The following is a 23,547-nucleotide window of genomic DNA, read 5'->3' as shown; positions in this document are numbered from 1 at the left end:
AACTTAACACCGGAGGGGATCAGAAAATAGGCGTTTTCAGAAAATTTCTTCGCGAGATCGTCAGCGCAGGGTGACCTGACGGGACCGCAGCCCGTCCCTGGACCGGCGCTCGTCGGCGGACAGCTCGGTCCCCGCGGCCAGCGCCTCGGCCAGACGGGTCTCGAATTCCGTTGCGGGCGTTTCCCATTCGCTCGGGTGCCGCTCGGGATCGAGATCGAAGACCGGGACCAGCAGGCCGTGCGTGCGGAACGATCCGGCGAAGCGCGAGCCCTCGCCCAGGTGCAGTCCGCCGGCCGCGTGCAACCGCGCCAGCGCCGCCATCAGCTCGTCCTCGTCCTCCGGGCGCACCCAGCGCACGTGCGCCTTCTCGCCCGCGTCCACCCACCAAGCGGCGCCGATCGAATCGGTGCCGAGCGCCAGCCGCGCCGACGGCATGATCGCCTGCTTGGCCTGTTCGATGGTGGCGGCCACCTGCGGGTCCGGGGTCACTCCCGCGGGCACCCACCAATCGAAGTCCTGGTGAACGGTGAGCTCGAGCTGCGCCGCCGGATCGAGCACGTCGGTCAGCTTCGGGCCGCCCGCGACGCTCTCCACCGAACTCAGCGAATCGCCGGGCTCGGCCGACTGCGTCCACAGGATCGAGGCGGCCAGATCCGAGCCGGGATCGGCGCCGGAGAACTGCACCTGCGCGCCGACATAGCCGACCGGCGGCTCACCGGCGCGCACCAGCGCGGCGACCGCGCCCGGCAGCACCGTGCCCAGCACGACTTCGCGCTCGGCGGCCACCGAGGCGGCCAGCGGCAGCGTGCCCGTCGCCGACGGCACGAATTCGCGCAGGGCGACCAGATCGCACTCGGCGGCCAGGCCTTCGAACGGACGGGTCACCGTCTTGGCCGCCTGCTCCAGCGCGGCCTTGCGCTCGGCCAGACGCTGCGCCCGGTTCCCTCCGGGTTTCGGACTGTTGCGCTTGCTCTTTCCCACGAGCGCACAAACTACACGGCGCTCGTCGTGCGGCCGACAACGCGCCCGGCGCGCCGATCAGGCGTCTGCGAGCAGCGCCTTGGTACGGCCCGGATGGTTGGTCGCCACCCAGCTGACGCCCAGGTCGGCGCACAGTTCGACATCGGCGGCCTCGTCCACGGTCCAGCAGTAGGTGGCCCGGCCGGCCGCCGCCGCCTTGTCCACGAGTTCGGGATGCTCGCGCAGCGTCTTCACCGACGGACCCACGGCCGTCGCGCCGACCGTGGTGGCCGCGCCCCCGCCGAGATAGCGCGAGGACTCACCGAGCAGCACGGTCGGCAACAGCGGAGCGGCCCGGCGGATGCGCCAGACCGCGGTCGCCGCGAAGGACATGACCACCGCGCGGGAGTGATCGGCCGAGGCCGGTGTCGCGATCCCGTAGCGCTGGAGTTCGGCCAGCAGCTTGTTCTCCACCAGCGCGCCGTAGCGGACCGGGTGCTTGGTCTCGATGAACAGTTTGGTCGGCCTGCTGCGCCAGTCCAGCACCAGTTCGATGAGCTCGCCGAGGGTGAGCACCGAGGCGGGTGCGCCTTCGGCGCCGAAGTCGAACTCCTTCAGTTCGGCCAGGGTCAGTTCGCTGACCAGGCCGGTGCCCGAGGACGTGCGGTCGATGGTCCGGTCGTGCACACAGACAAGATGCCCGTCCCTGGTGAGCCGGACATCGCATTCCACACCGTCGGCGCCCTCGGTCAGCGCGAGCTCGTACGCCGCGAGGGTGTGTTCGGGCCGCGCCGCCGACGCCCCCCGGTGCGCGACGACGAACGGCGCGCGATTACCCCGGCTCACTTGGCCACGACCTCCTCCTGCAGCCGGTCCTGCTCCCGCGACCGGTCATGATCACCGTTGTCGATCCGTCGATCCTCGGTCATCGCGTCCTCGTCCGCATCCCGGGGTGCGGAACCGGCCTGCACCGGCTCGATGACGGGCACCGCGGGGTCGATGGTGGCGACCCACCGATGGGCCGTCCTGGCACGGCCGCGCAGATCCCGGCCGTCGAAGAGCCGGACCACGGCGAGGGTCAGTACCGCGACACCCGCGGCGGCCGCGTCGGTGAGCGCCGTGAAGGCCACACCGTCGGCCTCGGCCTGTAGCGAGTCGGCCGTGCGCCACAGCAACGCCGCGGCCACCAGCAGGCCGTTGCCCACCCAGGCGCACCACCAGATGCGCACGGCGGATACCAGCCGCGGATCGTCGGCGGCGCCGGCGGCCTCGGTGAGATACACACCCGGCCAGAGCAGATTGACCACCGGTACCAGGCAGCCGAGGGCGATGGTGATCGGTGAGCGCGGGTCGGCGGTGCCCGAGCGGGCGAAGGCGCGCCTGCGCCGGCCGACCAGCCACCCGGCCAGCGCCAGCGCGGCACCCAGCGCGCACACCGCCGCGCCCACCGAGGTGATCCACACGAACGTGTCGGAGACGGCGAGCAGCGTGGGATCGATCAGCAGGGTGCGGTTGCGCAGCAGGATGAGATAGCGCGCGATCTCGGCGAGCGCGGCCGCGCCGAACAGCGCGGCGGTGATCAGCAGCAGTCGCTCGGCCCTCGGCGCGTAGCTCTCCAGTCGGTGGCGAGCCTCCGGCGCGGCGGGCGCGGGCATGTCGCGCAGCCCCCAGCGCGGGATCTCGCGATAGCGCGGGGTCGGCCCGATCGGGCGCGGCCCGGCGGCGCGATTCCCGTTGCCCCGGCGCGACCGGTGGTCGGGCTTGCGGGCGACCCAGCGGTAATTGCGGCGCTGCGCCGGCGCGTCGATGGGGCCGGGCGAGAGCAGCACGCCGCGACAGCGCGGGCACCAGTGCATGGGGGCCGTCTGGACCGCCCAGCGCGCCCCGCAGCGCGCACACGGCTGAACTACCGAACTCACCGCACCACCGAACTCACTCCCACCGGATTCACCGTTCCCGCCCTTCGTCGTCAGTGGATCCCCGGGTGATCCACCCCGGGTGACCCGCTCAGTAGATCTTCGCCTGCCGGTCCCCCTCGGCGACCAGCGGGCGACCCGCCTGCTGCCAGGCCACCATGCCACCGACGCACTGCACGACCTCGAATCCGGCGTATGCGAGATATCTCGCCACCTCGTTCGAGCGACCGCCCTGACGGCAGATCACATAGATCTCACAGTCGTAATCCAGTTCGTCGATGCGCGCGGGCACGTCCACCATCGGAATGTGGATGGCGGCCGGCGCGTGGCCCAGCCGCCACTCGTCGTACTCGCGCACATCGAGCAGGATGGCGCGCCGATCCTGCGGGTGGCCGGGCGTGTCGAATTCGCCGGGCACCTCGGCCACCAGGACCGACGGAATTTCCGAGCTCGTCACAGTTCGATCCTGCCATGTGTCCCGCCGTGCGGGGAGACTCCGGGGCCGACCGGGGGCAGCGGTATCCGCGCAAACCCTTTTCCGAACCCACGGTTCGTTTTACCACCCCACCTGCCGGGCGCCGCCCCGTTCCCCATGGCCTGTGCATATCTCCGTCGAAGTTATCCACATAATCCACAACCTGATCCACAGGCGGCGGCTATCGCGGCACCCGGGATTCACAGGGGCGAATTATAAGCAAACACCCTGTGAACGGGAACGTACCGGAAAACCCCGGAAACGCGACGGCCGGGCACGGGCGCCGCGAGCGATCGATCCGGGACTCCCCTCCTATGAACATCCCGGAGCGATCGCCCGCTGACGCCTCGGAATCCGCTGCGGCACAGACGCCGAGCCGACGACCGACGGCCAACCGGTGCCGCCGCTGCGTCCCGCGGCACCGGCCGACGCCTGTACGGAATCCGACAACTACTTGGACGCGACCACCGCCGGATCGGTTCCATCCGAACCACGACGTAACGAAAAGCCGAAATCCCGCACCATGTCACCGGGGCTCGCTAGCCTGGGGCCCATGACTCAGACCAGGGGCCTCCGCGATGGATTCGACACCAACGGACTCAACACCGCGCTCGCCGAGGCTGTCTGCCTCAACGCCGACGTCGATCCCGTCGGGGCTCGCCTGGTGCTGGACCTCGGGGTTCCGGTCCTCCCGGAGAACGGCGACGCCCCCCGCGAGCGTCCGCTCCGCCTGACCTTCAGCGGCGTCAGCCGCATCGCCGCGTCCTTGCGCGTGCACGCCTGGGGCGACGCCCCGCCGGACGTGCTTCCGCTGACCATCGACGGCCTGGCCAGGGCGATCCGCAGTTTCGGCGGCGGCAGGCTGCACGGCTGGGAATACATCGACGTCGACGACAGCGGCTGGGCGCTGTGGCGGGAACTGCTCAGCTTCGACACCGTCATCGCCGACCGGGTGAGCGCCCACGTCCTGGAGTTCTCGCAGGAAGAGGGCACGAACCCGCGCGAACTCGACGTGCGGGTGTGGTTCGACGACCTCAGCATCCACGACCGGAAGGGCACCGAGATCCCGCTGGCCGACTTCATCGCCAACGGCGCGCGCTGGTGGCAGGCCCACGACAAGGGCGATCCGCGCACGCTGGAGTTCGAGATCATTCCACCGCTGTGAACGAAGATCGGTGAGATCGGACACATCGGCGGTCGCACTCGCATGACCGCCGGGGCGTGGACCGGTGTCGTTGACATCGTCCACGGCCGCACCCGAGATCGAGCCGTGGTTGCGCCGAATGTGGGCGGAACACGGGGGCGTGCGGGCGAGTTGGTACCGAGCGGGTGTACGAATGATGGCTGGAGGCGCTCGAATTCCGAGCGCCACAGCCCGACATCGAGGAAGGGACATCGTGGCTGAGTACACGCTGCCAGATCTGGACTACGACTACAGCGCTCTGGAGCCCCACATCTCCGGGCAGATCAACGAGATCCACCACTCCAAGCACCACGCGGCCTACGTCGCCGGCGTGAACACCGCGCTCGAGAAGCTGGAAGCCGCCCGCGAGGCCGGCGACCACGGCGCCATCTTCCTGCACGAGAAGAACCTGGCCTTCCATCTGGGCGGCCACGTCAACCACTCGATCTGGTGGAAGAACCTGTCCCCCAACGGTGGTGACAAGCCGGTCGGCGAACTCGCCGCGGCCATCGACGACCAGTTCGGTTCGTTCGACAAGTTCCGCGCCCAGTTCACCGCCGCCGCGAACGGCCTGCAGGGCTCGGGCTGGGCGGTGCTCGGCTACGACACCCTCGGCCAGAAGCTGCTGACCTTCCAGCTCTACGACCAGCAGGCCAACGTGCCGCTGGGCATCATCCCGCTGCTGCAGGTCGACATGTGGGAGCACGCCTTCTACCTGCAGTACAAGAACGTCAAGGCCGACTACGTGACGGCCTTCTGGAATGTCGTCAACTGGGCCGACGTGCAGGACCGCTTCGCGCGCGCCGTCGGCCAGGGCCAGGGCCTGGTCTTCTGATCGGGTAGCCCGGGCGGCGACGCACGAGCTGCAGGCCGCGGTCTCCTCACATCGGGGGGCCGCGGCTTCGTCGTTTTCGCCGGAACTGGCACTCACTGGTACTTGTGTGCCAAATGACAGATGAGTCATTCTCGGAATCCAGACATTTCGCGGATGGGCACCGCCGCCCCCGGTAGGCCGGAGTTCGGGAGGCACAGACATGGCGATCGGCGATACCTCCATCGGTATCACTCCTTTTCATGCCCGGGGCAGCCTGCGCGGCTTCCTCATCTCCGGGCGCTGGCCCGACACCACCAAGGAGTGGGCGCAGGTGCTCGTCCTCGCGGTGCGGGTCGCCTCGCTGCCCGGCCTGCTGCCGACCACGACCGTCTTCGGGGTGCGTGAAGAACTGCCCGACGACCCTCATCCCGGCACGGTGGGCATCGTGCTGGCCGAGGGGCCGGTACTCGGCGACGAGGCCATCGAGCCGGGCCGGTTCGCCGCCCACACCCCGCCCGCGCTGCTGATGCTGCATCCCCCCTCGGAGACCAGGCCCTCGCTGCCGGAATGCACCGGCGCGGCCTCGGGTTGCGTGCTGCTGCCCGGGGTGCCGCACCTGGGGCTCGAACATCGCGCGGCGTGGGCCGAGGCGGAATCCGACGGCACGGTCACCTCTTTGGTCAGCCGGGTGGGGCTGGATCCGATCAGCGATCCGGACACCGCGGTGCTGGCCATGCTGCTTGCCGCCTGATCCCGGGGTTACCGTCCGGCTGCCGAGGCGTCGCGACGCGCCGGAAATCGCCGTCGAACGACCGGTTCACCTCCCGGTTTCCGGCCCGCTCGAGTAGTTTGCGAGGGGGCCGCCCGGTTGGCCTGTGACGGTCGAAAGGATTGATGGCAGACATGTCCACTATCCCGTTGTCGGCGGCGCGCGCGTGGGATCTGGCCGCTCAGGGCTATGCCGCCTTCTCCGGTGAGCTGATGACCGCGTATGCGGCACGGGCGCTGGAACTCGTCGAGGTCGGCGCCGGGGACCGGGTGCTCGATCTGGCGTCGGGGCCGGGTTCGCTCGCACTGCTGGCCGCACCGCGGGTCGCCGAAGTGCAGGCGATCGATTTCTCCGAGGAGATGCTGCGGCTGCTGCGGGCGCGCGCCGAGGCGGACGGGATCGGCAATATCGAGGCGCGGCTGGGCGACGGCCAGAAGCTGCCCTACGCCGACGAATACTTCGACGCGGCCTTCTCGATGTTCGGCCTGATGTTCTTCCCCGACCGCCGCAAGGGCTTCGCCGAGATGTTCCGGGTGCTGCGGCCCGGCGGGGTGGCGGTGGTGTCGAGCTGGGCGCCCGCGAGCGAATCGACGCTGATGCGCACCATGTACGCGGCCCTGTGCGCGACCGGGGCGATCACCGAGGAACCGCAACCGGTCTACTCCAGCCTGGAGAATCCGGAGGTCTTCGCGAGCGAGATGCGGGACGCGGGATTCGCGGGCGTGTCCATCCAGCGTCATACCAGCACACTGTCCTGGCCGAGCTCGAAGGCGTTCCTCGATCACATGCTGCGGGGCAGCGCGCCGATGACCTTGCTACGTCACGACCTCGGCGAACAGGAGTGGCAGCGCTGCGAGGCGGTCATGCGCGCCTATGTCGACGAGCACTATCGGCCGAACGCCCCGCTGACCACCACCGCGCTGCTGGGCATTGCCCACCGGCCCCGGAATCGACGCACCCGCTAGCGGACGGCTCGATCCGGCGACGGGATGCCGGGAAACGGCGAGGGCCGCCGCCGAATCGAGTTCGGCGACGGCCCTCGCGAGTGCGGGTGGCGCGAGGACTAGCGCGGCGCCATGCGCAGCGCGCCGTCCATACGGATGGTCTCGCCGTTGAGGTAGTCGTGCTCGACGATGTACTGCGACAGCTGTGCGTACTCGTCGGGGCGGCCCAGGCGCGAGGGGAACGGCACGCCGGCCTCGAGGCCCTTGCGGTACTCCTCGGTGACGCCGGCCAGCATCGGGGTGTCGATGATGCCGGGGGCGATGGTGTTCACGCGGATGCCGAACTGGGCGAGGTCACGCGCGGCCGGCACGGTCATGCCGTGCACGCCGCCCTTGGACGCCGAGTAGGCGATCTGACCGATCTGACCCTCGAAGGCCGCCACGGAGGCGGTGTTGATGACGACGCCGCGCTGGCCGTATTCGTCGACCGGCTCGGTCTTGGCGATGGCGTCGGCGGCCAGGCGCATGACGTTGAAGGTGCCCAGCAGGTTGACCGTGATGACGGTGCGGAACAGTTCGAGATCGTGCGGGCCGTTCTTGGACAGGATGCGCCCGGCCCAGCCGACACCGGCACAGTTGACGACGATGCGCAGCGGCACGCCGGACTCGACGACCTGCGCGACGGCGGCGGAGACCTCGTCGTTGCTGGTGACGTCGGCCGGGATCAGGGTGACACCGGCGGGCACGTTGTCACCGGCGCGCTCGATCGACGCGGGCACATCCAGGCCGAAAACGGTGGCGCCCAGCTCGGCGAAACGCTTGGCGGTGGCGGCGCCCAGGCCGCTTGCACCGCCGGTGATGATGGCGGCGGAACCCGAAATCTCCACGATGGTCCTCTCGTTCGTGACAGCCAGTTGGCCCTTCGTCAATTGCACCCTAACCCGTGCCACTGCGGCCCCCGCCCACGGCACCCTCGGACGCAGCGGCGAAAATCGAGAGATGCAGCGAAAGGCAGGCAACGCGCGCCAGCTCCCCCGGGGACGCCACGGGCTACCCAGGGAGCAGGTGATCGCCTCGCAGCGTGACCGGATCCTGGACGCCATGGCCGACGCGATGGCAGCGCAGGGATACGTGGGCACCTCGGTGGCGGCGGTGCTCAAGCGAGCGGGCGTGTCGAGGGAGACCTTCTACGAGCAGTTCCGCTCGAAGGAGGACTGCTTCGAAGCCGCCCATGCCCGCGCGGTGGAGCGTCTGGTCGCCCGGATCGCGGCTGCGGCGGAAAAACGTCCGGACGCCCCGGTCGACGGCCCGGACCTGGAGCGGATGGACCGGCTGGTCACCGCCTATCTGGACGGCCTGATGGAGGATCCCGCCTACGCCAGGCTGTATCTGGTCGAGGTGTACGCGGTCGGCTCCAAGGCGCTGGCCACCCGGGCACAGTTGCAGGCCTCGTTCGTGACGCTGATCGCGGAGGTGCTCGACGCGCGCACCGAGGCACAACGCTTCGCCTGCGTCGCCTTCACCGCGTCGGTGGGCGCTATGGCGACCGCACGCATCGCCGCGGGTGACATCGACGGGCTGCGGCGACTACGCGAGCCGCTCCTCGAGATGGTGCGCCGGGGCGGGTCCCTCTACGGCGGCCCGGCGCAGGACTGACCTACCGGTAGTTCAGCCGACAGAGCGGGCCGGCGCCGCTATACCTCCGCCGTCGGAGCCTCGGCGGCAAGCGCCTCGTCCGCAGAAGCCTCAGCGGCGAGCACCCGACGCCGGCGCAGCAGTGACCCGGCCGAGACGGCGGCGGTGAGCGCGAGTACCGCCGCGACGACACCCACCGCGACCAGGGGTGCGGCACCCAGCGCCGAGAGCAGGGTGGCCGTGCCGATGATCAGGAACAACACGCCCGAGGCCAAGCCGATGAGCCGTTCGGGAAGGTGCTTGCCGACCAGGATGCCGACCGCGATGGCCAAGCCGTCGGCGGCGACCATGCCGATGGTCGAGCCGATCCAGACCCCGAACCAGTTGTTGTCGGTGGCCAGTGCGGCGGTGGCGAACATGGTGCGATCGCCCAGTTCGGCGAGCAGGACGGCGGAGAGCACCACCAGGAATGGCGCTGTTCTGCTGCTGGGCGCGGACGGCTCCTCGTCGTCGTCGGCGCCGAGGTGCTCGCGCAGGGTCCACAGGCCGACGCCGAGGAAGGTCAGGGCGGCCACGAAGGCGATGGCGGTGGTGGGCAGGGAGGCGCCGAGGAAGTAGCCGACCGCTACGGAGAGGACGTGCACGCCCGCGGTGGCCGCGGCGATCGCGGACAGCACGACCCACCAGCGGTAGCGCAGCGCGAAGGTCAGCGCCATCAGCTGGGACTTGTCCCCGAGCTCGGCCAGGAACACGATGCCGATGCTCAACGCGATGGTGGCGGTCATGGTCGGTTATCACTCCCCTGCTCCGGGCTCGTTCGCTGCCCGGTCCTGTCGAGATTACCTCGAGCAACCTGCCCCGACTACTGCCGTGAAGTCGAAAAACCAATGCGCGCAATAAGTTTGGACACCCAGCTGGCAGAGTTCGGCTACCCTTACGCAACTTTCGGCAACCCCGGGCAACGGCGCCACGCACAGACGAAAGCGGCCCCCTCCCGACGAAAGCGGAAGGGGGCCAGCGGATTCGCGGCAGGGCTAGAGCGTCCGGGTGAGCCGTTCGGTGAGGATCTGCGCGAACCGCGCGGGGTCCTTCAGCTCGCCGCCCTCGGCCAGCACCGCCGTGCCGTAGAGCAGTTCGGCGGTCTCTGTGAGTTCGGGCACCTTGCCCTCGTCGGCATCGGGCTTGCGCTGGTCGTAGGCGTCGCGCAGGCCGGTCACGAGCGGATGGGCCGGGTTCAGCTCCAGGATCCGCTTGCTCACCGGCAGCTCTTGACCGGAGGCCCGGTACATGCGCTCGAGCATGGGCGTGAAGTCGAAGACGTCACCGACCAGGCAGGCGGGCGAGGTGGTGAGGCGGTTGGTCAGGCGCACCTCCTTGATGTTCTCCTCCAGGGTCTTGCCCAGCCAGGTCAGCAGGTCGGCGAACTCCTTGTCCTGCTGTTCGCGCAGCGCCTCGGAGGCCTTCTTCTCGTCCTCGGACTCCAGGTCGACCTCGCCCTTGGCGATGGACTGGAAGCGCTTGCCGTCGAACTCCGGCACCGAGCCGACCCACATCTCGTCGACCGGATCGGTCAGGATCAGCACCTCCCGCCCCTTGGCCTTGAAGGCCTCCATGTGCGGGGAGCGCTCGATCTGGTCCCTGGACTCGCCGGTCATGTAGTAGATGACGTCCTGACCCTCGGGCATCCGCTCGACGTACTGCGCCAGCGTGGTCGCCTCGGACTCCGAATGCGTCGAGGCGAACGAGCTGACCTGCAGGATCGTCTCGCGGTTGTCGAAGTCGGAGAGCAGGCCCTCCTTGAGGACGCGGCCGAACTCGCGCCAGAAGGTCCGGTACTTGCTCTGGTCCTCGGCGCCCTGCAGATCCTTGACCGTGGACAGCACCTTCTTGACCAGGCGCTTGCGGATCATCTGGATCTGGCGGTCCTGCTGCAGGATCTCGCGCGAGACATTGAGCGAGAGGTCCTGGGCGTCGACCACGCCCTTGACGAAGCGCAGGTACTCGGGCATGAGCTCTTCGCAGTTGTCCATGATGAACACCCGCTTGACGTAGAGCTGCACGCCCCGCTTGTGCTCGCGGGTGAACAGGTCGAACGGCGCCTGCGAGGGCAGGAACAGCAGCGCCTGGTATTCGAAGGTGCCTTCGGCCTTGAGCGGGATGATCTCGAGCGGCTCGTCCCAGGCGTGGCTGACGTGCTTGTAGAACTCCTTGTACTCCTCCTCGGAGACCTCCGAACGCGGGCGCGTCCACAGCGCCTTCTGCGAGTTGAGGGTCTGCTCCTCGACGAGGGTCTTCTCCTGCTTCTCCTCGCCTTCGCCCTCGGTGACGGTCCGCTCGACGCTCATGCGGACCGGCCAGGCGATGAAATCGGAGTACTTCTTGACGATCTCGCGGAGCTTCCACTCCTGCGTGTAGTCGAAGAGGTGGTCCTCCTCGTCGGCCGGCTTGAGGTACAGCGTCACGGCGGTGCCCTGCGGGGCCTCGTCGAGATCTTCGATGGTGTAGGTGGAGCTGCCCGCCGCCGACTCCCAGCGGGTGGCGCCGGTCTCGCCCGCCTTGCGGGTGGTCAGCACGACCTTGTCGGCGACCATGAAGGTGGAGTAGAAGCCGATACCGAACTGGCCGATCAGCTCTTCGGTGGCTGCTTCGGACTTGGCCTCGGCGAGCTGTTTGCGCACCTGCGCGGTGCCGGACTTGGCCAGCGTGCCGATCAGGTCGACGACCTCCGCGCGCGACATGCCGATGCCGTTGTCCCGGACGGTGAGGACGCGCTGCTCGGAGTCGACTTCCAGCTCGATGTGCAGATCGGAGGTGTCGACCTGCAGATCCTTGTCCTGGAAGGACGCCAGTCGCAGCTTGTCCAGTGCATCGGACGCGTTCGAGATCAGCTCGCGAAGGAACGTGTCCTTGTTGGAGTAGACGGAATGGATCATCAGCTCGAGCAGCTGATGGGTTTCTGCCTGGAACTCGAGTTGTTCGACGTGCTCTGTCACGACGACAGGGTACCGCCGCCGCCGAGCGGAATCGCCGCGGGCGCGTGCGTGAAATCGGTCAGCGAGGGCACCTGCGCGACGGCGCTGTGCGGGTTGGGCACCCGGGGCGCCATCCACTCCCGCAGCGTCATGGTGGCGCGCACATCGTCCTCGTTGTATTCCAGCAAGCGGGTGCGCTGCCCCAGGTCGGGCGCACCGTCGTAGCCGACGGCGAGCCGGTACCAGCTCATCGAGGCTTCACCGCTCGCCTCCGGATCGCGCCAGGAGAAGCCCGCGACCGGGGCGACCTTCTTGAGGCCCTTGCCGTTGGGGCAGATGAACTGCTCGGTGACGGCCTGGAACATGTCCACCCACTCGGGCCCGTCGACGAAGGCGCGCACCTGCTCGACGGTGGGCACGCCCGGCATGCCCGCGAACCGCCGGGCCGACTCGTAGAGCCATTTGTCCTCGGCGGTGCGCGAGTAGCAGTAGGCGGCGAAGGTCTTGCCCGCCGCGTGCGCCCGGGCACGCACCGTCATCAGCCAGGTCCAGAACTCACCGAAGGAGCGGCCCTCGTCGCCGGTCGGCAGCGGATCCCAGGTCAGGAACGGGCGGTACTGCCCGTCGAGCAGCGTGCCCCACAGATAGGCGCCGTACTCCTGGTAGCTCTCCAGGTCGACGTCGACCTCGACATCGGCACGGCGCACCTGCACCCGGTCGAAGCGGCGCACCAGCGGCGCGCCGGCCAGCCAGGCGCGCGCGGTGACCACGGCCTCGTCGAAGGGGCCGTGCTGCCAGTCCTGCGGGTCCTCGCCCGACCAGGCGGCGAGTTCCTCGATGGTGGTGACCCCGTGGCCGCGTAGCACCTCCGCGCGTGAGCCGGGTGCGACCAGGCTGACATCGCGGCGCTCGGTCAGCCACTGCTCGCAGCTCGGACCCTCGATTCCCCGTGTCCACCAAGGGCATTGCCTGCACTCGGGCACCTTGGCGGGCACGGTGGGCGACTGGCCGCGCACCACCGCGATGCGATCGGCGTAGCGGCGGTCGTAGTCGGCCAGCATGGTGGCGATGTCGTGCACCAGGATTCGATCGGATTGCAGGCCGATGACACCGCCGAGCAGGCTCGGGCTGGCCAGGCCGTGGCGCTGCAGCATCCGGTAGAGATGGGCCAGGCGCTGCTGGTCGCGCGGCTGCTGACGCAGCTTGCGGGATTTGTCCGGCTGCGGATTCCAGCGCACCGGATCCGAGGTCAGCGGATGAAAATCGGCCGGGCCCGGCCTGCGCGGATCGGTGACCTTGTGGTTGACCACGATGATCGGGATGTAGCCGCCGCGATCGGCATCGCGCATCAGGATCTCCGAGCCGCCGCGCCTGCCGGTGTCGGGCTCCTGCGGCAGCAGCCCACCCCAGATCCATTGCGCCCCAGCGGCGCACGCGCGCACGGTGGCCACGGCGCGCGCACCCGCCCGCAGCGCCGGATCGACGACGACCCACTGCCCGGGGGCGGCCGCGACCAGGGTGTCGCGCACCGAGGCGCGATGGGCGGCGGCGGCCTCACGCCGCTGGCGCACGCCGGAATCCTCGATAACGCCGGTGAGTTCGCCGCCGTGCGCCGCGTCCATGCGCAGCCGGTGACGGCAGCCGATCAGGGCGCGCGCATCGAGATATCCGGTGACCGCTTCGGTGAATCCGGCGGGCGTTTCGGGCGCGTCCATCCCGGCCGGCCGCACCGCGGCCGCGCCCTCGTCCTCGCGACCGTACTGGTCGCCGCTGCCCGAATTCACGTAAGCAGTATGGTCCAGCCCCCCGACAGCCCCGCGCACCGCATGATCTCGACGGCGTCCGAACCCGCGCCTGCCCGGCACTCTCGCAGCACCGCGGGCCGACCGGATAAGGTGGGCCGGAACCGCGTGGTACAGGGGCAGACGACGCACAACGGTCGGCGCGCTCGATGGCAGAACGGCATGACGGAGGGCCTTTTCCGATGGGGTTGTTCACGAAACGCACACGGCGCCCGAGCCGCCGGGCCGAGGCCAAGGCCCTCAAGCACAAGGCCGGGCTGGAAGCCAAGCTGGCCGCCAAGAACGACCGCAAATCCCGCCGCGCCGAGCAGCGCACCCAGCGCAAGGTCGCCAAGCAGCAGGTCGCCACGCTCAAGGCCGAGGAGAAGGCGGCGCTGAAAGCCGCCGCGAAGGCCGAGCGCGACCCGTTCAGCGCCTCTCAGATCAAGAAGTACATCGGCGTCGCCCGGGTGCTCATCCCGGTGCTCGCGCCGCTGGCCTACCGGGGCGCCACCTTCGTGCGCGGGCAGCTCGACACCCGCCGCGCGCAGCAGCTCGGTATCGGTATCGACCAGCTCGGCGACTTCACCGGGCACGGCGCGAAGCTGCAGGCCAGGATCGCCAACACCGAGGCGGCGCTGGACCGGGTGCAGGACACGAGCGGCGATTTCGTCGCCACCACCAAGGACCGACTGGCCGGGCTCGGCACCGCCGTCCGCACCGCCGAGCAGATGCCCGCGGCGCGCAGGCGCGGCGTGCACGCCTCGATCTCCCACGAACTGTCCGGCATCGAGGCCGAGGTGCTCGCCCGCCTCGGGGTGCGCTGATCGCCGTGGCGAAATCTCTCGCGCGCGCCCTGCTCACCGCCCTGCTCGCCCTCGGCATGGCACTGACGGCGGGCGGGATCGCGACCGCGCATTCCGGGGTGGTCGGCAGCGTGCCGGAGGACGGCGCGCAGATCGACACCGGCCCCGAGCGGGTGGTCGTGACGTTCAACGAGGAATTGCAGCCCGGCTTCCCCTCCCTGACGCTGGTCGGACCGGACGGCAATCTCTGGTCGAAGGGCGAGCCGACGGTCGAGGGCAAGTCGGTCAGCGTCGCCGCGGGCGAACTCGGCCCGGCCGGTGAGTACACCATCGCCTTCCGGGTCACCTCCGCCGACGGGCACGTGGTGAGCGGCACACGCTCCTTCACGCTCACCACCCCGGGCAACGGCGTGCCCGGCGAGCGCGCCGACGGCAAGAGCGCCGACACCGCCGAGGATTCCGGCTTTCCGCTGTGGCTGCTGATCGTCGGCGTCGTGGTGCTGCTCGGCGTGGGGCTGGCCGTGGCGCTCTTCGGTTTCCGGGGACGAGACAACCGCGCGTGAGCGTGCGCGCATCACGGCGGTGAGCTCGCCGACCACCGGCCGCGACTCGGCCGCGCTGCTCGCCGTCGTGCCCGCCGGACTGCTCGGGGTCGGGCTGGCCTGGTTGCTCGCCGGGCCCGATGTCGCGCCGGCCGCGGGGCTGGTCCGGGTCGTGGCCGATTGCGCGGGCGCGACAGTGCTCGGGCTGGCCGCCCTGCCCAGGTTGCACGACCGCCTGGGAACGCCGTGGCTGCCGCTGGCGGTGCTCGGCGGGATCTGGTGGGTCGCCGAGGCGGGAGTGCTGGTCACCGCGGCCGCCGAGGTGGTCGGCGTCGGCGTGACCGACCTCGGGGCCGGGCAGTTCACCACCTATCTGAGCCAGGTCGGCGGCGGCCGGATCGGGCTCGCGGTGCTGATCGGCATCGCCCTGCTCACCGGGTATTCGGCGCTCGCTTTCCGTCGCGGCGCCGATCTCTCCGCCGATCTGGTGCTGGTCTTCGCGGCCGTCGCGCTCGCGCTGCGGCCCGTGACCGGACACATGTCCCAGCAACCCCTGGGTTCGGCACTGGCGGCGGTACACGCCCTCGCGGCGGCCGCCTGGCTCGGGCTGCTGGTGGCGCTGGCACTGGTGGTGCGCGGGCGCGGCGAATGGGCGGTGGCACTGCCGCGCTACTCCGCGATCGCCCTGCCGCTGGTCGGGGTGGTCGCGGCGACCGGAGTGCTCAACGCAGTGATCCGGCTCGGCAGCCCGGCCGATCTCTTCGGCACCGGTTACGGGCGCATCCTGGCCGCCAAGGCGACGGTGCTGCTCGCGCTGCTCGCCCTGGGCTGGTGGTGGCGGCGGGACTGGGTGCGCCGTGCGGGCGGGCACCGGATGAGCGCGGCGGACTCGCTGCGCCGCGCGGTGCTCGAGGTGACGCTGATGGCCGTCGCGTTCGGCCTGGCCGCGGCACTGGCCGTGACCGCCTGACTCGGCCCGCAGGACGCGGCCCGAGTCCGTATCCGGACCTGATCCTGCATCCGGCCGGCCCGGTCACGCATACGGCCCGATCGCGCACGCGGCCCGACCACACATTCGGCCCGGTCTTCGGTCAGCTCGATCGCGTATGCGGCTGATCCTGCATCCGGCCGACCTGATCGCGCATTCGGCCTGATGAGGCCGTGATTGCCGAACATGGGATGCTGGATCCATGAGCGAACGCACCACGCCGACTCTCGCGCAGCGGATCGGTTACATCTGCGGCAAGACCTTGCCCGCATCGATGTCGGACTGGGTGCTCCGGGATGTGACCGGCCCGGGTGCGACCCGGCGCTACCTGACCCGCATCCTCGTGCCGATCCTGCCGGTGCTGTGCCTGTTCCTGCTGCTGCCCGGCCCGGCGTGGATGGGGCTGTCGATGATGGCGCTGCTCTACCTGCCGCTGATCTACTTCACCATCGCGCTGATGTACGTCTATCGCAGGCATCGGCTGATCAAGCACGGGCTCGATCCGGCGCTGGCCGATGCCGACGCCAGGGCGCGCGGCAGCGCCGAACGCCTCGATTACGAGCGCAGGCACGGCCGCGCCTGAGCGCGGAGGCGCACCCGGCAGGGCCCGGCAACCCCGTCGGGGCGATAATCGAACCATGTCCGAGCCTGTCGACGTCCCCATTTCCGACGATCGGATCAAGCTCGGCCAGTTCCTCAAACTGGCCGATCTGATCGAATCCGGCTCGGAGGCCAAGACCGTGATCTCCGCGGGACTTGTCCGGGTCAACGACGAGGTCGAACTGCGGCGCGGACGCCAGCTGCAGAACGGCGACGTGGTCACCCTCGCCGGACGGCAGGCCCGGGTGTCCGGGGCCTGACGACCGGCGAACCCGCGCCGCCGGATCACTCGGCGCGGACCACCACGCCGTCGTGATCGCTGTAGAGCATTTCGCCGGGGACGAAGGTCACGCCGCCGAATTCCACCGGCACATCGCGCTCGCCGCTGCCGGTCTGGGTGCTCTTGCGCGGATTGGTGCCCAGCGCCTTCAGCCCGATGTCGAGGGTGCGCAGGATGGCCGAATCGCGCACCGCGCCGTTGACGACGACACCGGCCCAGCCGTTGTCCACCCCGCGCCCGGCGATGATGTCGCCGACCAGGGCGGTGTGCACGCTCGCGCCGCCGTCGACGACGAGCACCTTGCCCTCACCCGGCTCGCCGAGGGTCTGCTTGACCAGCAGGTTGTCCTGGAAGCAGCGGATAGTGGTGATGCGGCCGGAAAACACGGCCCGACCGCCGAATTGGATGAACTGCGTATCGCAGCTGCGGATCTCCGGCCCGATCTCGTCGGCCAGATCCGCGGTGGCGATCTCGGTAGTTGACTCGTTGTTCGCTGGTTCGGACATACGGCGATTCTCCCCCGGCCGTGCCCACCGGCGGGCACGACCCCCGCCCGCGGGTGGCGCGGACCCGGCGGAATCGGCGTGGCACCCCTGCCAATCCGACCCCGATGCGTCCACACTGGTTCGGTGACTTCCGCGCCAGAGCGTCCGCTGACCGACCCGGTGATCGAGGCCCCGGCGGCATCCGTGCCGCACCGCGCCCGCGGCACGCTGCGTGAGGTACCTCACTGGGCCGGGTTGGCGCTCGGCGTGTTCGCGGTCGCCTGCCTGCTCTGGAGCCTCTCGCCCACGTTGCGTATCCTCACCGGGCCGCCGCGCCGCTATGTCGACCACTACTACTTCAACGCGCCCGATACCAATGTCATGTGGGCATTGATCGTCGGCCTGCTGGCGGGTGCCATCGCCGCGCGAAAGCGGATCGCCTGGTGGTTGCTGGCCGGCTATCTGGCGCTCTTCGCGGTGTCCAACGCGATCGATTTCGCCCGCCTACGCGATGTGAACGCGTTGGCTGCGATGCTCGTGCAGCTGGCGGTCGTCGGCATGCTGATCGCGGCATGGCCGCAGTTCTACACGCGAGTCCGGCGCGGGGCGGGATGGCGCGCACTGGGGGTGCTGCTCGGCGGTCTCGCCGTCGGCTGCCTGCTCGGCTGGGCGTTGGTCGAGATGTTTCCCGGCACGTTGCCGCAGGGCTGGCAACGCCCCGGCTGGGCGGTCTACCGGGTGACCGCGGCCATCCTGGCGGAGAACGAGCATTTCGACGGGCACCCACGGCCTTTCGTGAACCTGCTGCTCGGCCTGTTCGGCGCGGTGGCACTGCTGGCGGCGGCGATCACGCTGCTGCGATCGCAGCGCGCGAACAACGCCATGACCGCCCTGGACGAGTCGGCCATCCGCGGCTTGCTGGAGCGCTCCGATGTGGCGGACTCACTGGGATACTTCGCCACCCGCCGGGACAAGGCGGTGGTCTTCGCGCCCAGCGGCAAGGCGGCGCTGACCTACCGCGTCGAACTCGGCGTCTGCCTGGCCAGCGGCGATCCGATCGGCGTGCACGAGGCCTGGCCGCACGCCATCGACGCTTGGCTACGGCTGGCCGATCAGTACGGGTGGACGCCCGCGGTGATGGGCGCGAGCGAGGCCGGCGCGACCGCCTACCGCAGGGCCGGGCTCCTGGCACTGCGCCTCGGCGACGAGGCCGTGCTGGAGACCAGGGGGTTCTCGCTGGCCGGGCCGGCACTGCGCCAGGTGCGCCAGGCCGCCAACCGGCTGCGCAAACAAGGTGTGCGAGTGCGCATCCGGCGCCATGCGGAGATACCGGCCACCGAGTTCCCGCACATCACCGCGCGCGCGGACGCCTGGCGCGACACCGAGACCGAACGCGGTTTCTCGATGGCGCTCGGCAGGCTCGGCGACCCGCTCGACGGCGACTGCCTGCTGGTGGAGGCGGTCAACGGTCAGGACCGGGTGCTCGGCATGCTCTCGCTGGTTCCGTGGGGCCGCACCGGGGTCTCGCTGGAATTGATGCGGCGCGACCCACAGGGCCCGAACGGCGTGATGGAGCTGATGATCTCGCAGCTGGCGCTGAACTCCGAGCAGTACGGCATCACCAAGATCTCGCTGAATTTCGCGGTCTTCCGCTCGGTGTTCGAGGAGGGCGCGCGCATCGGCGCCGGACCGGTGCTGCGGCTGTGGCGCAGTGTGCTGCTGTTCTTCTCGCGCTGGTGGCAGCTCGAGGCGCTGTATCGCTCCAATATGAAGTACCAGCCGACCTGGGTGCCGCGGTTCTTCCTGTTCGAGGAACGCAGGCAGCTACCCAGGATCGCGGCGGCCAGCCTGCTGGCCGAAGGATTCCTCCCCCGCTGGGGTGATGTGCAGGACACGAGCACGCACACCGGCGACCACAGCGCCGTGCCCGCAGGCACGCCCGGGCTGCACGCCGACGGCAGCCCGCCCGACTGGCCGGAACCCCATGTACTCGAATCGGGCCCGCGCAGGCCCGACCAGGTCCGGGTGCGGCTGAACAAGCTGGACCGGATGACCGCCGCCGGTGTGGATCCCTACCCGGTGGCCTATCCCCCGACCCACACCGTCGCGGCCGCCCGGCACTCACCGCGCGGCACCACCGTCCGGGTGTGCGGGCGGGTGCTGCGTCTGCGCGACTACGGCGGCGTCGTTTTCGTGCAGCTGCGCGACTGGTCCGCCGACATCCAGCTGGTACTGGATCGCGAACGCACCGGCGCGCAACGGATGGCCGCCTTCGGCGAGTACTGCGATCTGGGCGATCTGATCGAGGTCAGCGGCCGGATCGGGCGCAGTCGCAGCGGCGAGCTGTCGTTGCTGGTCACGGACTGGCGGATGCTCGGCAAGTGCCTGCACCCGTTGCCGGACAAATGGAAGGGCCTGGCCGATCCGGAAGCGCGGGTGCGCAGGCGCTACGTCGACATGGCGATCAACCCCGAGACCCGCGATGTGCTGGCCAAGCGCAGCGCGGTGGTGCGCTCGCTGCGCGACTCGCTCAATGCCTGGGGCTATCTGGAAGTGGAGACCCCGGTCCTGCAGCAGGTGCACGGCGGGGCGAACGCCACCCCGTTCACCACCCACATCAACGCCTACGATCTGGACCTCTACCTGCGCATCGCTCCCGAGCTGTACCTGAAACGGCTGTGTGTCGGCGGTATGGAGAAGGTGTTCGAGCTGGGCCGCACCTTCCGCAACGAGGGCGTGGATTTCAGCCACAACCCGGAATTCACCATCCTCGAGGCCTACGAGGCGCACAGCGACTACTTGGGCATGATGCACATCTGCCGACAGCTCATCCAGAACGCGGCGCTGGCCGCGCACGGATCGATGGTGGTCATGCGACCGGGACCCGACGGCTCGCTGACGCCGGTCGACATCTCCGGCGACTGGCCGGTGCAGACGGTGCACGCCGCGGTCTCGGCCGCCGCGGGTGCGCGGGTGACGCCGAGGACGGGCGAGGACGAACTGCGCGCGCTCTGCGACCGGCTCGACATCGCCTACCAGCCCGGCTGGGACGCCGGCCAGATCGTGCTGGAGATGTACGAGCACTTGGTGGAAGGCCGCACCGAGGAGCCGACCTTCTACATCGACTTCCCGACCTCGGTCTCCCCGCTCACCCGCGCGCACCGCAGCACTCCCGGCGTCGCCGAACGCTGGGATCTGGTGGCCTGGGGCGTGGAGCTGGGCACCGCCTACAGCGAGCTCACCGACCCGGTGGAGCAGCGGCGCAGGCTCACCGCGCAGTCCGTGCTCGCCGCCAACGGCGATCCCGAGGCGATGGAACTCGACGAGGACTTCCTCGAAGCCCTCGAACACGCCATGCCGCCGACCGGTGGGCTCGGTATGGGCGTGGACCGCATCGTCATGCTGATCACCGGCCGCAGCATTCGCGAGACGCTGCCCTTCCCGTTGGTCAAACCCCGCTGAGCCCCGCTGCGCCTCAGCCGATCCCACGCTGTGCGAAACGCCCGCCGGACACGCGGGTTTCGGGTTAACAGCCTCGCGGCGCCAGCGATAACCTGTGTGGTCCGGCCGGGAGGAGCCGGAGAACTTCACACGGAAGGGGGGCCATGTACTTCGACGTGCTGACCACCACGGGCCTTTTGGACCACACGATCTGGACGAATCCGGACACCCTGCTCGCCTCGGACAGTTACGCGCAGGCCGCCGACCTGCTGGCCAAGAAGCGCAACCGCGGACGCAGCTCCGGCGGTGGCGGTTTCCTCATCGGCGGCATCTGCTGCCTGCTGTTCGTCGTCGCGCTGGTGATCGGCATCTACCTGATCACCAAGAAAAAGAAGAACGACCAGCAGGGCAACGGGCAACCGCCGTACGGACAGCCCTACGGACAGCCGGGCGGCCAGCCGCCGCACGGCGGGCCGGGGCAGCCGTACGGACAGTCGACCGGTGACCAGCCCTATGGCGGACCTCCCTATGGACAGCCGCCGCATCCGGGCCGGCCGCCCTACGGCCCGCCCGGTGACCGGCCGCCCCACGGCGGGCCCGGCCCCGACAGCGGCCCCTCGCTGTACAAGTAGTTCCGGGCACGCGCCGCGTGTCCACGCACCCGGCGCACCACCCGGCATCCGGTGCACGCGCCATTGGCCGGCACACCCGATGCCACGGCCGGTCCTGCCGCGCCCCTGCCGCACACCGGGCTGGGCCGGTGCGGCACAGTGAACGGGTGCAGTTGATTCTTGTCCGCCATGCCCAGCCGCTGCGGCTGACCGCGACGTCCGGTCCCGCCGATCCGGATCTCGCGGAGATCGGACGCGAACAGGCCGCCCGGGTGCCCGCCGCGCTTGCCCACCACCACCGCATCACCCGGGTACTGAGCAGCCCGCAGGCGCGGGCCCGCCAGACCGCCGCCCCGACCGCCGAGAAGCTCGGCCTGCCCATCGATGTCGTCGACGACCTGGCCGAATACGACCGCGATCTGCCCGCCTACATCCCCGTCGAGGACGCCAAGATCGAGTTCCGCGACGCCTACGAGCGGATCAAGGCCGGGTACCTGCCCGAGCAGATCGACGAGGCCGCGTTCGTCACCCGGGTGCTGCGCGCCGTCGACGAGATCGCCGCGAGTACCGGACCCGACGACACGGTGGTCGCTTTCGCGCACGGCGGCGTGGTGAACGTGCTGCTGCAGAACGTGCTCGGCCTGCCCCGGCCGCTGACCTTCCCGATCGACTACTGCTCGATCACCCGGGTGCTGTTCTCCCGCACCGGCCGCCGCAGCGCGGCCACCGTCAACGAGAACGGCCACGTCTGGGATCTGCTGCCGCGCAATCAGGACCGCTGAGCGACGCTCACAGCGGATCCGCAGCCCGGTCGCAGAGCGGCCACAGCGTCGCCGACTTTCCTGGCGTGAGTGCTCCGCACCGGTGGAGCACTTGTCGCAGAGAGAAAGGCAATTCGTTGGCTGCTCGCACATACATGTCGTCCCCGCTGCCCTTCCGACGCGGTGCGGTCAGGGTCGCGCTGGCCGGCGCGCTCACCCTCGTTCCGCTCGGCGCGGTGGCGGCCACCGCCTCGGCCGAGGCGCCCGCCGCCGACACAGCGGTGGTCCATTCCGTCGCCGGGGAACTCACCGACATCGCCGCACCGCACGATCGCGGTCAGGACCGTCCCACCCCGCACGATCGCCCCGACGGGCCCGATCAGCGCGGCAGGCACGACCTGTTCCCGTGGCCGTCTGCGCCGGAGCACTTCCCGCTCCCGGCCACCGGTTCCGCGGGCTGACGCGCGAACGGCCCGTTCCCGGTCGGGAACGGGCCGTCGTCTCTGTGGCGATGCCGCGGGATGTTTCGGACCGGAATGGTTCGGGCTCAGGCCATTCCGGCGATCCAGTTGTGCATCCAGCTGATCGCGGTCTGTCCGCCGCCGACCGAATAGCTGCCGTAGGCGGTGTGGGTCTGCGACTTGTAGAAGCGCTCGATATCGTCGACGCGCTTCTGGGTCGCCGACTCCGACAGCTGCGATTGCAGGAGCGGCACCCCGCCCTGCGCCATCAGGTCGTTGATGATCGCACCCGCCTCCAGCTGGTAGCGCCAGACATTGGCCGGGTTGGCATCCGAACTCTGGGCGAGGAAACCGGCGAAGCGGGTGACGAAATCATCGGTGGCCGTGGCGCAGTAGAGATCGTCGACCGCGCAGATCGTGCGCACCCGATCGGAGACCCAGCCGAAGCCGCCGGGCCGGGGGCCGCCCGCGCCGGCGCCGGGAGCGGGCGGGCCGACCTGGATGTCGGTGGGCGAACGGCGCGGATCCGAGATCAGGCCGACGCCGGCGATCTTGTCGGCGGGCACCGCGCCCAGGCCGGTGCCGATCTCGGCCGCGAGATCACCCGCGGCGTCGGCGCCCTGGCTGTAGCCGACCACAGCCATCCTGGTCTCGCCGCAGCGCAGCGCCATCCGGCTGAGCAAGCCGCGCGCGTTGGAGACGGCTTCCTTCTTGGAATTGCCGTAGGCCTCGCCCTCCCACGGGAAGGCGGTCGCCGCGTAGGTCACGTAATCGACCTCGACGGAGCGCGGTAGCCCACGGGTGACACCGGACAGCATGCCCGGCTGGGGCTCCTTGTCGTGGCCGGTCTCCCAGGTTCCCGGGATCGCCACGACGTACAGGCTCGGGCACGGCGCGGCCACCGCCGTCGCCGCGCTGCCCACCGTCAGACCGGAGGCAATCGCCGCCGAGGCGCCCAGCCCGGCGACCATCTTCTTCCACCGCATACCGCTCCAGTTCGACCCGTGCCCCACGCGGGAGCAGCCCCGACAAGTTCGCGTTGATCATGCTGGTCCCTACGGATTTCGCGGCAGTGCACACGCGGTTAACTCCGGCTGTCCACCCCGGGATCGCAGTTGATCGT

24 protein-coding genes are annotated in these 23,547 nt (G+C 69.9%); 14 read left to right on the top strand and 10 right to left on the bottom strand.

Annotated elements, in window-relative coordinates:
- Positions 1–60 precede the first annotated feature (60 nt).
- From ON26_RS00210 to ON26_RS00195, 4 genes are all read right to left on the bottom strand, one after another.
- On the bottom strand, positions 61–981 hold the full coding sequence (locus tag ON26_RS00210) for a DUF5926 family protein (protein WP_040793862.1): 921 nt from the start codon (positions 979–981) through the stop codon (positions 61–63).
- A gap of 57 nt (positions 982–1,038) precedes the next feature.
- Entirely contained in the window at positions 1,039–1,806 is a 768-nt protein-coding gene (locus ON26_RS00205; protein ID WP_040793861.1) for a glycerophosphodiester phosphodiesterase, read from the bottom strand.
- Positions 1,803–2,879: a DUF4328 domain-containing protein gene (locus ON26_RS00200; protein WP_040793860.1), complete on the bottom strand. Its 1,077-nt coding sequence runs from the start codon at positions 2,877–2,879 to the stop codon at positions 1,803–1,805. Before ON26_RS00200 ends, ON26_RS00205 begins: the two co-directional genes overlap by 4 nt.
- A gap of 88 nt (positions 2,880–2,967) precedes the next feature.
- Positions 2,968–3,333 (bottom strand): rhodanese-like domain-containing protein, encoded by a 366-nt coding sequence (locus ON26_RS00195; protein ID WP_040793859.1) that lies wholly within the window; start codon positions 3,331–3,333, stop codon positions 2,968–2,970.
- Positions 3,334–3,904: 571 nt separating this feature from the next.
- On the opposite strand from ON26_RS00195, the gene ON26_RS00190 reads away from it, so the two are divergent.
- The 4 genes from ON26_RS00190 (at position 3,905) to ON26_RS00175 (ending at position 7,082) form a co-directional block, all read left to right on the top strand.
- Entirely contained in the window at positions 3,905–4,516 is a 612-nt protein-coding gene (locus ON26_RS00190; protein ID WP_040793858.1) for a hypothetical protein, read from the top strand.
- 232 nt (positions 4,517–4,748) lie between these two features.
- A complete protein-coding gene (locus ON26_RS00185; protein WP_040793857.1) occupies positions 4,749–5,369 on the top strand; it encodes a superoxide dismutase in 621 nt (206 codons plus the stop codon).
- A gap of 199 nt (positions 5,370–5,568) precedes the next feature.
- Positions 5,569–6,099 carry a hypothetical protein gene (locus tag ON26_RS00180; protein ID WP_040793856.1) on the top strand — a complete coding sequence of 177 codons (531 nt, stop codon included), beginning with the start codon at positions 5,569–5,571 and terminating at the stop codon, positions 6,097–6,099.
- Between the two features lie 152 nt (positions 6,100–6,251).
- A complete protein-coding gene (locus tag ON26_RS00175; RefSeq protein ID WP_040793855.1) occupies positions 6,252–7,082 on the top strand; it encodes a class I SAM-dependent methyltransferase in 831 nt (276 codons plus the stop codon).
- A gap of 98 nt (positions 7,083–7,180) precedes the next feature.
- On the opposite strand, the gene ON26_RS00170 is transcribed toward ON26_RS00175, so the two are convergent.
- Positions 7,181–7,948: an SDR family NAD(P)-dependent oxidoreductase gene (locus ON26_RS00170; protein ID WP_040793869.1), complete on the bottom strand. Its 768-nt coding sequence runs from the start codon at positions 7,946–7,948 to the stop codon at positions 7,181–7,183.
- 112 nt (positions 7,949–8,060) lie between these two features.
- On the opposite strand from ON26_RS00170, the gene ON26_RS00165 reads away from it, so the two are divergent.
- Positions 8,061–8,717: a TetR/AcrR family transcriptional regulator gene (locus ON26_RS00165; RefSeq protein ID WP_040793854.1), complete on the top strand. Its 657-nt coding sequence runs from the start codon at positions 8,061–8,063 to the stop codon at positions 8,715–8,717.
- Between the two features lie 38 nt (positions 8,718–8,755).
- Here ON26_RS00165 and ON26_RS00160 read toward each other — a convergent pair whose 3' ends face one another.
- From ON26_RS00160 to ON26_RS00150, 3 genes are all read right to left on the bottom strand, one after another.
- Positions 8,756–9,481 (bottom strand): TMEM165/GDT1 family protein, encoded by a 726-nt coding sequence (locus tag ON26_RS00160; protein WP_040793853.1) that lies wholly within the window; start codon positions 9,479–9,481, stop codon positions 8,756–8,758.
- 249 nt (positions 9,482–9,730) lie between these two features.
- Entirely contained in the window at positions 9,731–11,689 is a 1,959-nt protein-coding gene (gene htpG / locus ON26_RS00155) for a molecular chaperone HtpG (protein WP_040793852.1), read from the bottom strand.
- Positions 11,686–13,452: a TM0106 family RecB-like putative nuclease gene (locus tag ON26_RS00150; protein ID WP_373280912.1), complete on the bottom strand. Its 1,767-nt coding sequence runs from the start codon at positions 13,450–13,452 to the stop codon at positions 11,686–11,688. The genes htpG and ON26_RS00150 overlap by 4 nt, the downstream gene beginning before the upstream one ends.
- Positions 13,453–13,652: 200 nt before the next feature.
- Between ON26_RS00150 and ON26_RS00145 the strand changes: the two genes are divergently transcribed.
- The 5 genes from ON26_RS00145 to ON26_RS00125 all read left to right on the top strand — a co-directional run bounded on the left by ON26_RS00145 (position 13,653) and on the right by ON26_RS00125 (position 16,645).
- On the top strand, positions 13,653–14,276 hold the full coding sequence (locus ON26_RS00145) for a DUF6474 family protein (RefSeq protein WP_040793851.1): 624 nt from the start codon (positions 13,653–13,655) through the stop codon (positions 14,274–14,276).
- Between the two features lie 56 nt (positions 14,277–14,332).
- The gene (locus tag ON26_RS00140; protein WP_051026437.1) at positions 14,333–14,818 is read left to right on the top strand and encodes a copper resistance CopC family protein; all 486 of its coding nucleotides are present in this window, start codon (positions 14,333–14,335) and stop codon (positions 14,816–14,818) included.
- A gap of 19 nt (positions 14,819–14,837) precedes the next feature.
- Positions 14,838–15,767 carry a CopD family protein gene (locus tag ON26_RS00135; protein ID WP_051026436.1) on the top strand — a complete coding sequence of 310 codons (930 nt, stop codon included), beginning with the start codon at positions 14,838–14,840 and terminating at the stop codon, positions 15,765–15,767.
- A 220-nt stretch (positions 15,768–15,987) separates the two neighbouring features.
- Positions 15,988–16,368: a DUF5313 family protein gene (locus ON26_RS00130; protein ID WP_040793850.1), complete on the top strand. Its 381-nt coding sequence runs from the start codon at positions 15,988–15,990 to the stop codon at positions 16,366–16,368.
- 55 nt (positions 16,369–16,423) lie between these two features.
- On the top strand, positions 16,424–16,645 hold the full coding sequence (locus tag ON26_RS00125) for an RNA-binding S4 domain-containing protein (protein ID WP_040793849.1): 222 nt from the start codon (positions 16,424–16,426) through the stop codon (positions 16,643–16,645).
- Positions 16,646–16,670: 25 nt separating this feature from the next.
- Here the strand turns inward: ON26_RS00125 and rraA are convergent, their stop codons facing one another.
- Entirely contained in the window at positions 16,671–17,171 is a 501-nt protein-coding gene (gene rraA / locus ON26_RS00120) for a ribonuclease E activity regulator RraA (protein ID WP_040793848.1), read from the bottom strand.
- A gap of 147 nt (positions 17,172–17,318) precedes the next feature.
- Here rraA and lysX point away from each other — a divergent pair, with 147 nt between their 5' ends.
- The 4 genes from lysX to ON26_RS00100 all read left to right on the top strand — a co-directional run bounded on the left by lysX (position 17,319) and on the right by ON26_RS00100 (position 22,424).
- Positions 17,319–20,612, top strand: a complete 3,294-nt coding sequence (gene lysX / locus ON26_RS00115) for a bifunctional lysylphosphatidylglycerol synthetase/lysine--tRNA ligase LysX (RefSeq protein WP_245545664.1) — start codon at positions 17,319–17,321, stop codon at positions 20,610–20,612.
- A gap of 143 nt (positions 20,613–20,755) precedes the next feature.
- Entirely contained in the window at positions 20,756–21,223 is a 468-nt protein-coding gene (locus ON26_RS31390; protein WP_051026435.1) for a hypothetical protein, read from the top strand.
- Between the two features lie 146 nt (positions 21,224–21,369).
- Complete coding sequence (locus tag ON26_RS00105; protein WP_040793846.1) at positions 21,370–21,984, top strand: histidine phosphatase family protein; 615 nt, start codon at positions 21,370–21,372, stop codon at positions 21,982–21,984.
- A gap of 116 nt (positions 21,985–22,100) precedes the next feature.
- Entirely contained in the window at positions 22,101–22,424 is a 324-nt protein-coding gene (locus tag ON26_RS00100) for a hypothetical protein (protein ID WP_245545663.1), read from the top strand.
- Between the two features lie 86 nt (positions 22,425–22,510).
- Here ON26_RS00100 and ON26_RS00095 read toward each other — a convergent pair whose 3' ends face one another.
- The gene (locus tag ON26_RS00095; protein ID WP_040793844.1) at positions 22,511–23,410 is read right to left on the bottom strand and encodes a cutinase family protein; all 900 of its coding nucleotides are present in this window, start codon (positions 23,408–23,410) and stop codon (positions 22,511–22,513) included.
- Between the last annotated feature and the right edge of the window lie 137 nt (positions 23,411–23,547).

Source organism: Nocardia higoensis NBRC 100133, assembly GCF_000308595.1.
GTDB lineage: Bacteria > Actinomycetota > Actinomycetes > Mycobacteriales > Mycobacteriaceae > Nocardia > Nocardia higoensis.
The sequence above is the reverse complement of the archived record's forward strand: the minus strand, read 5'-3'. Positions and strand labels throughout refer to the sequence as shown.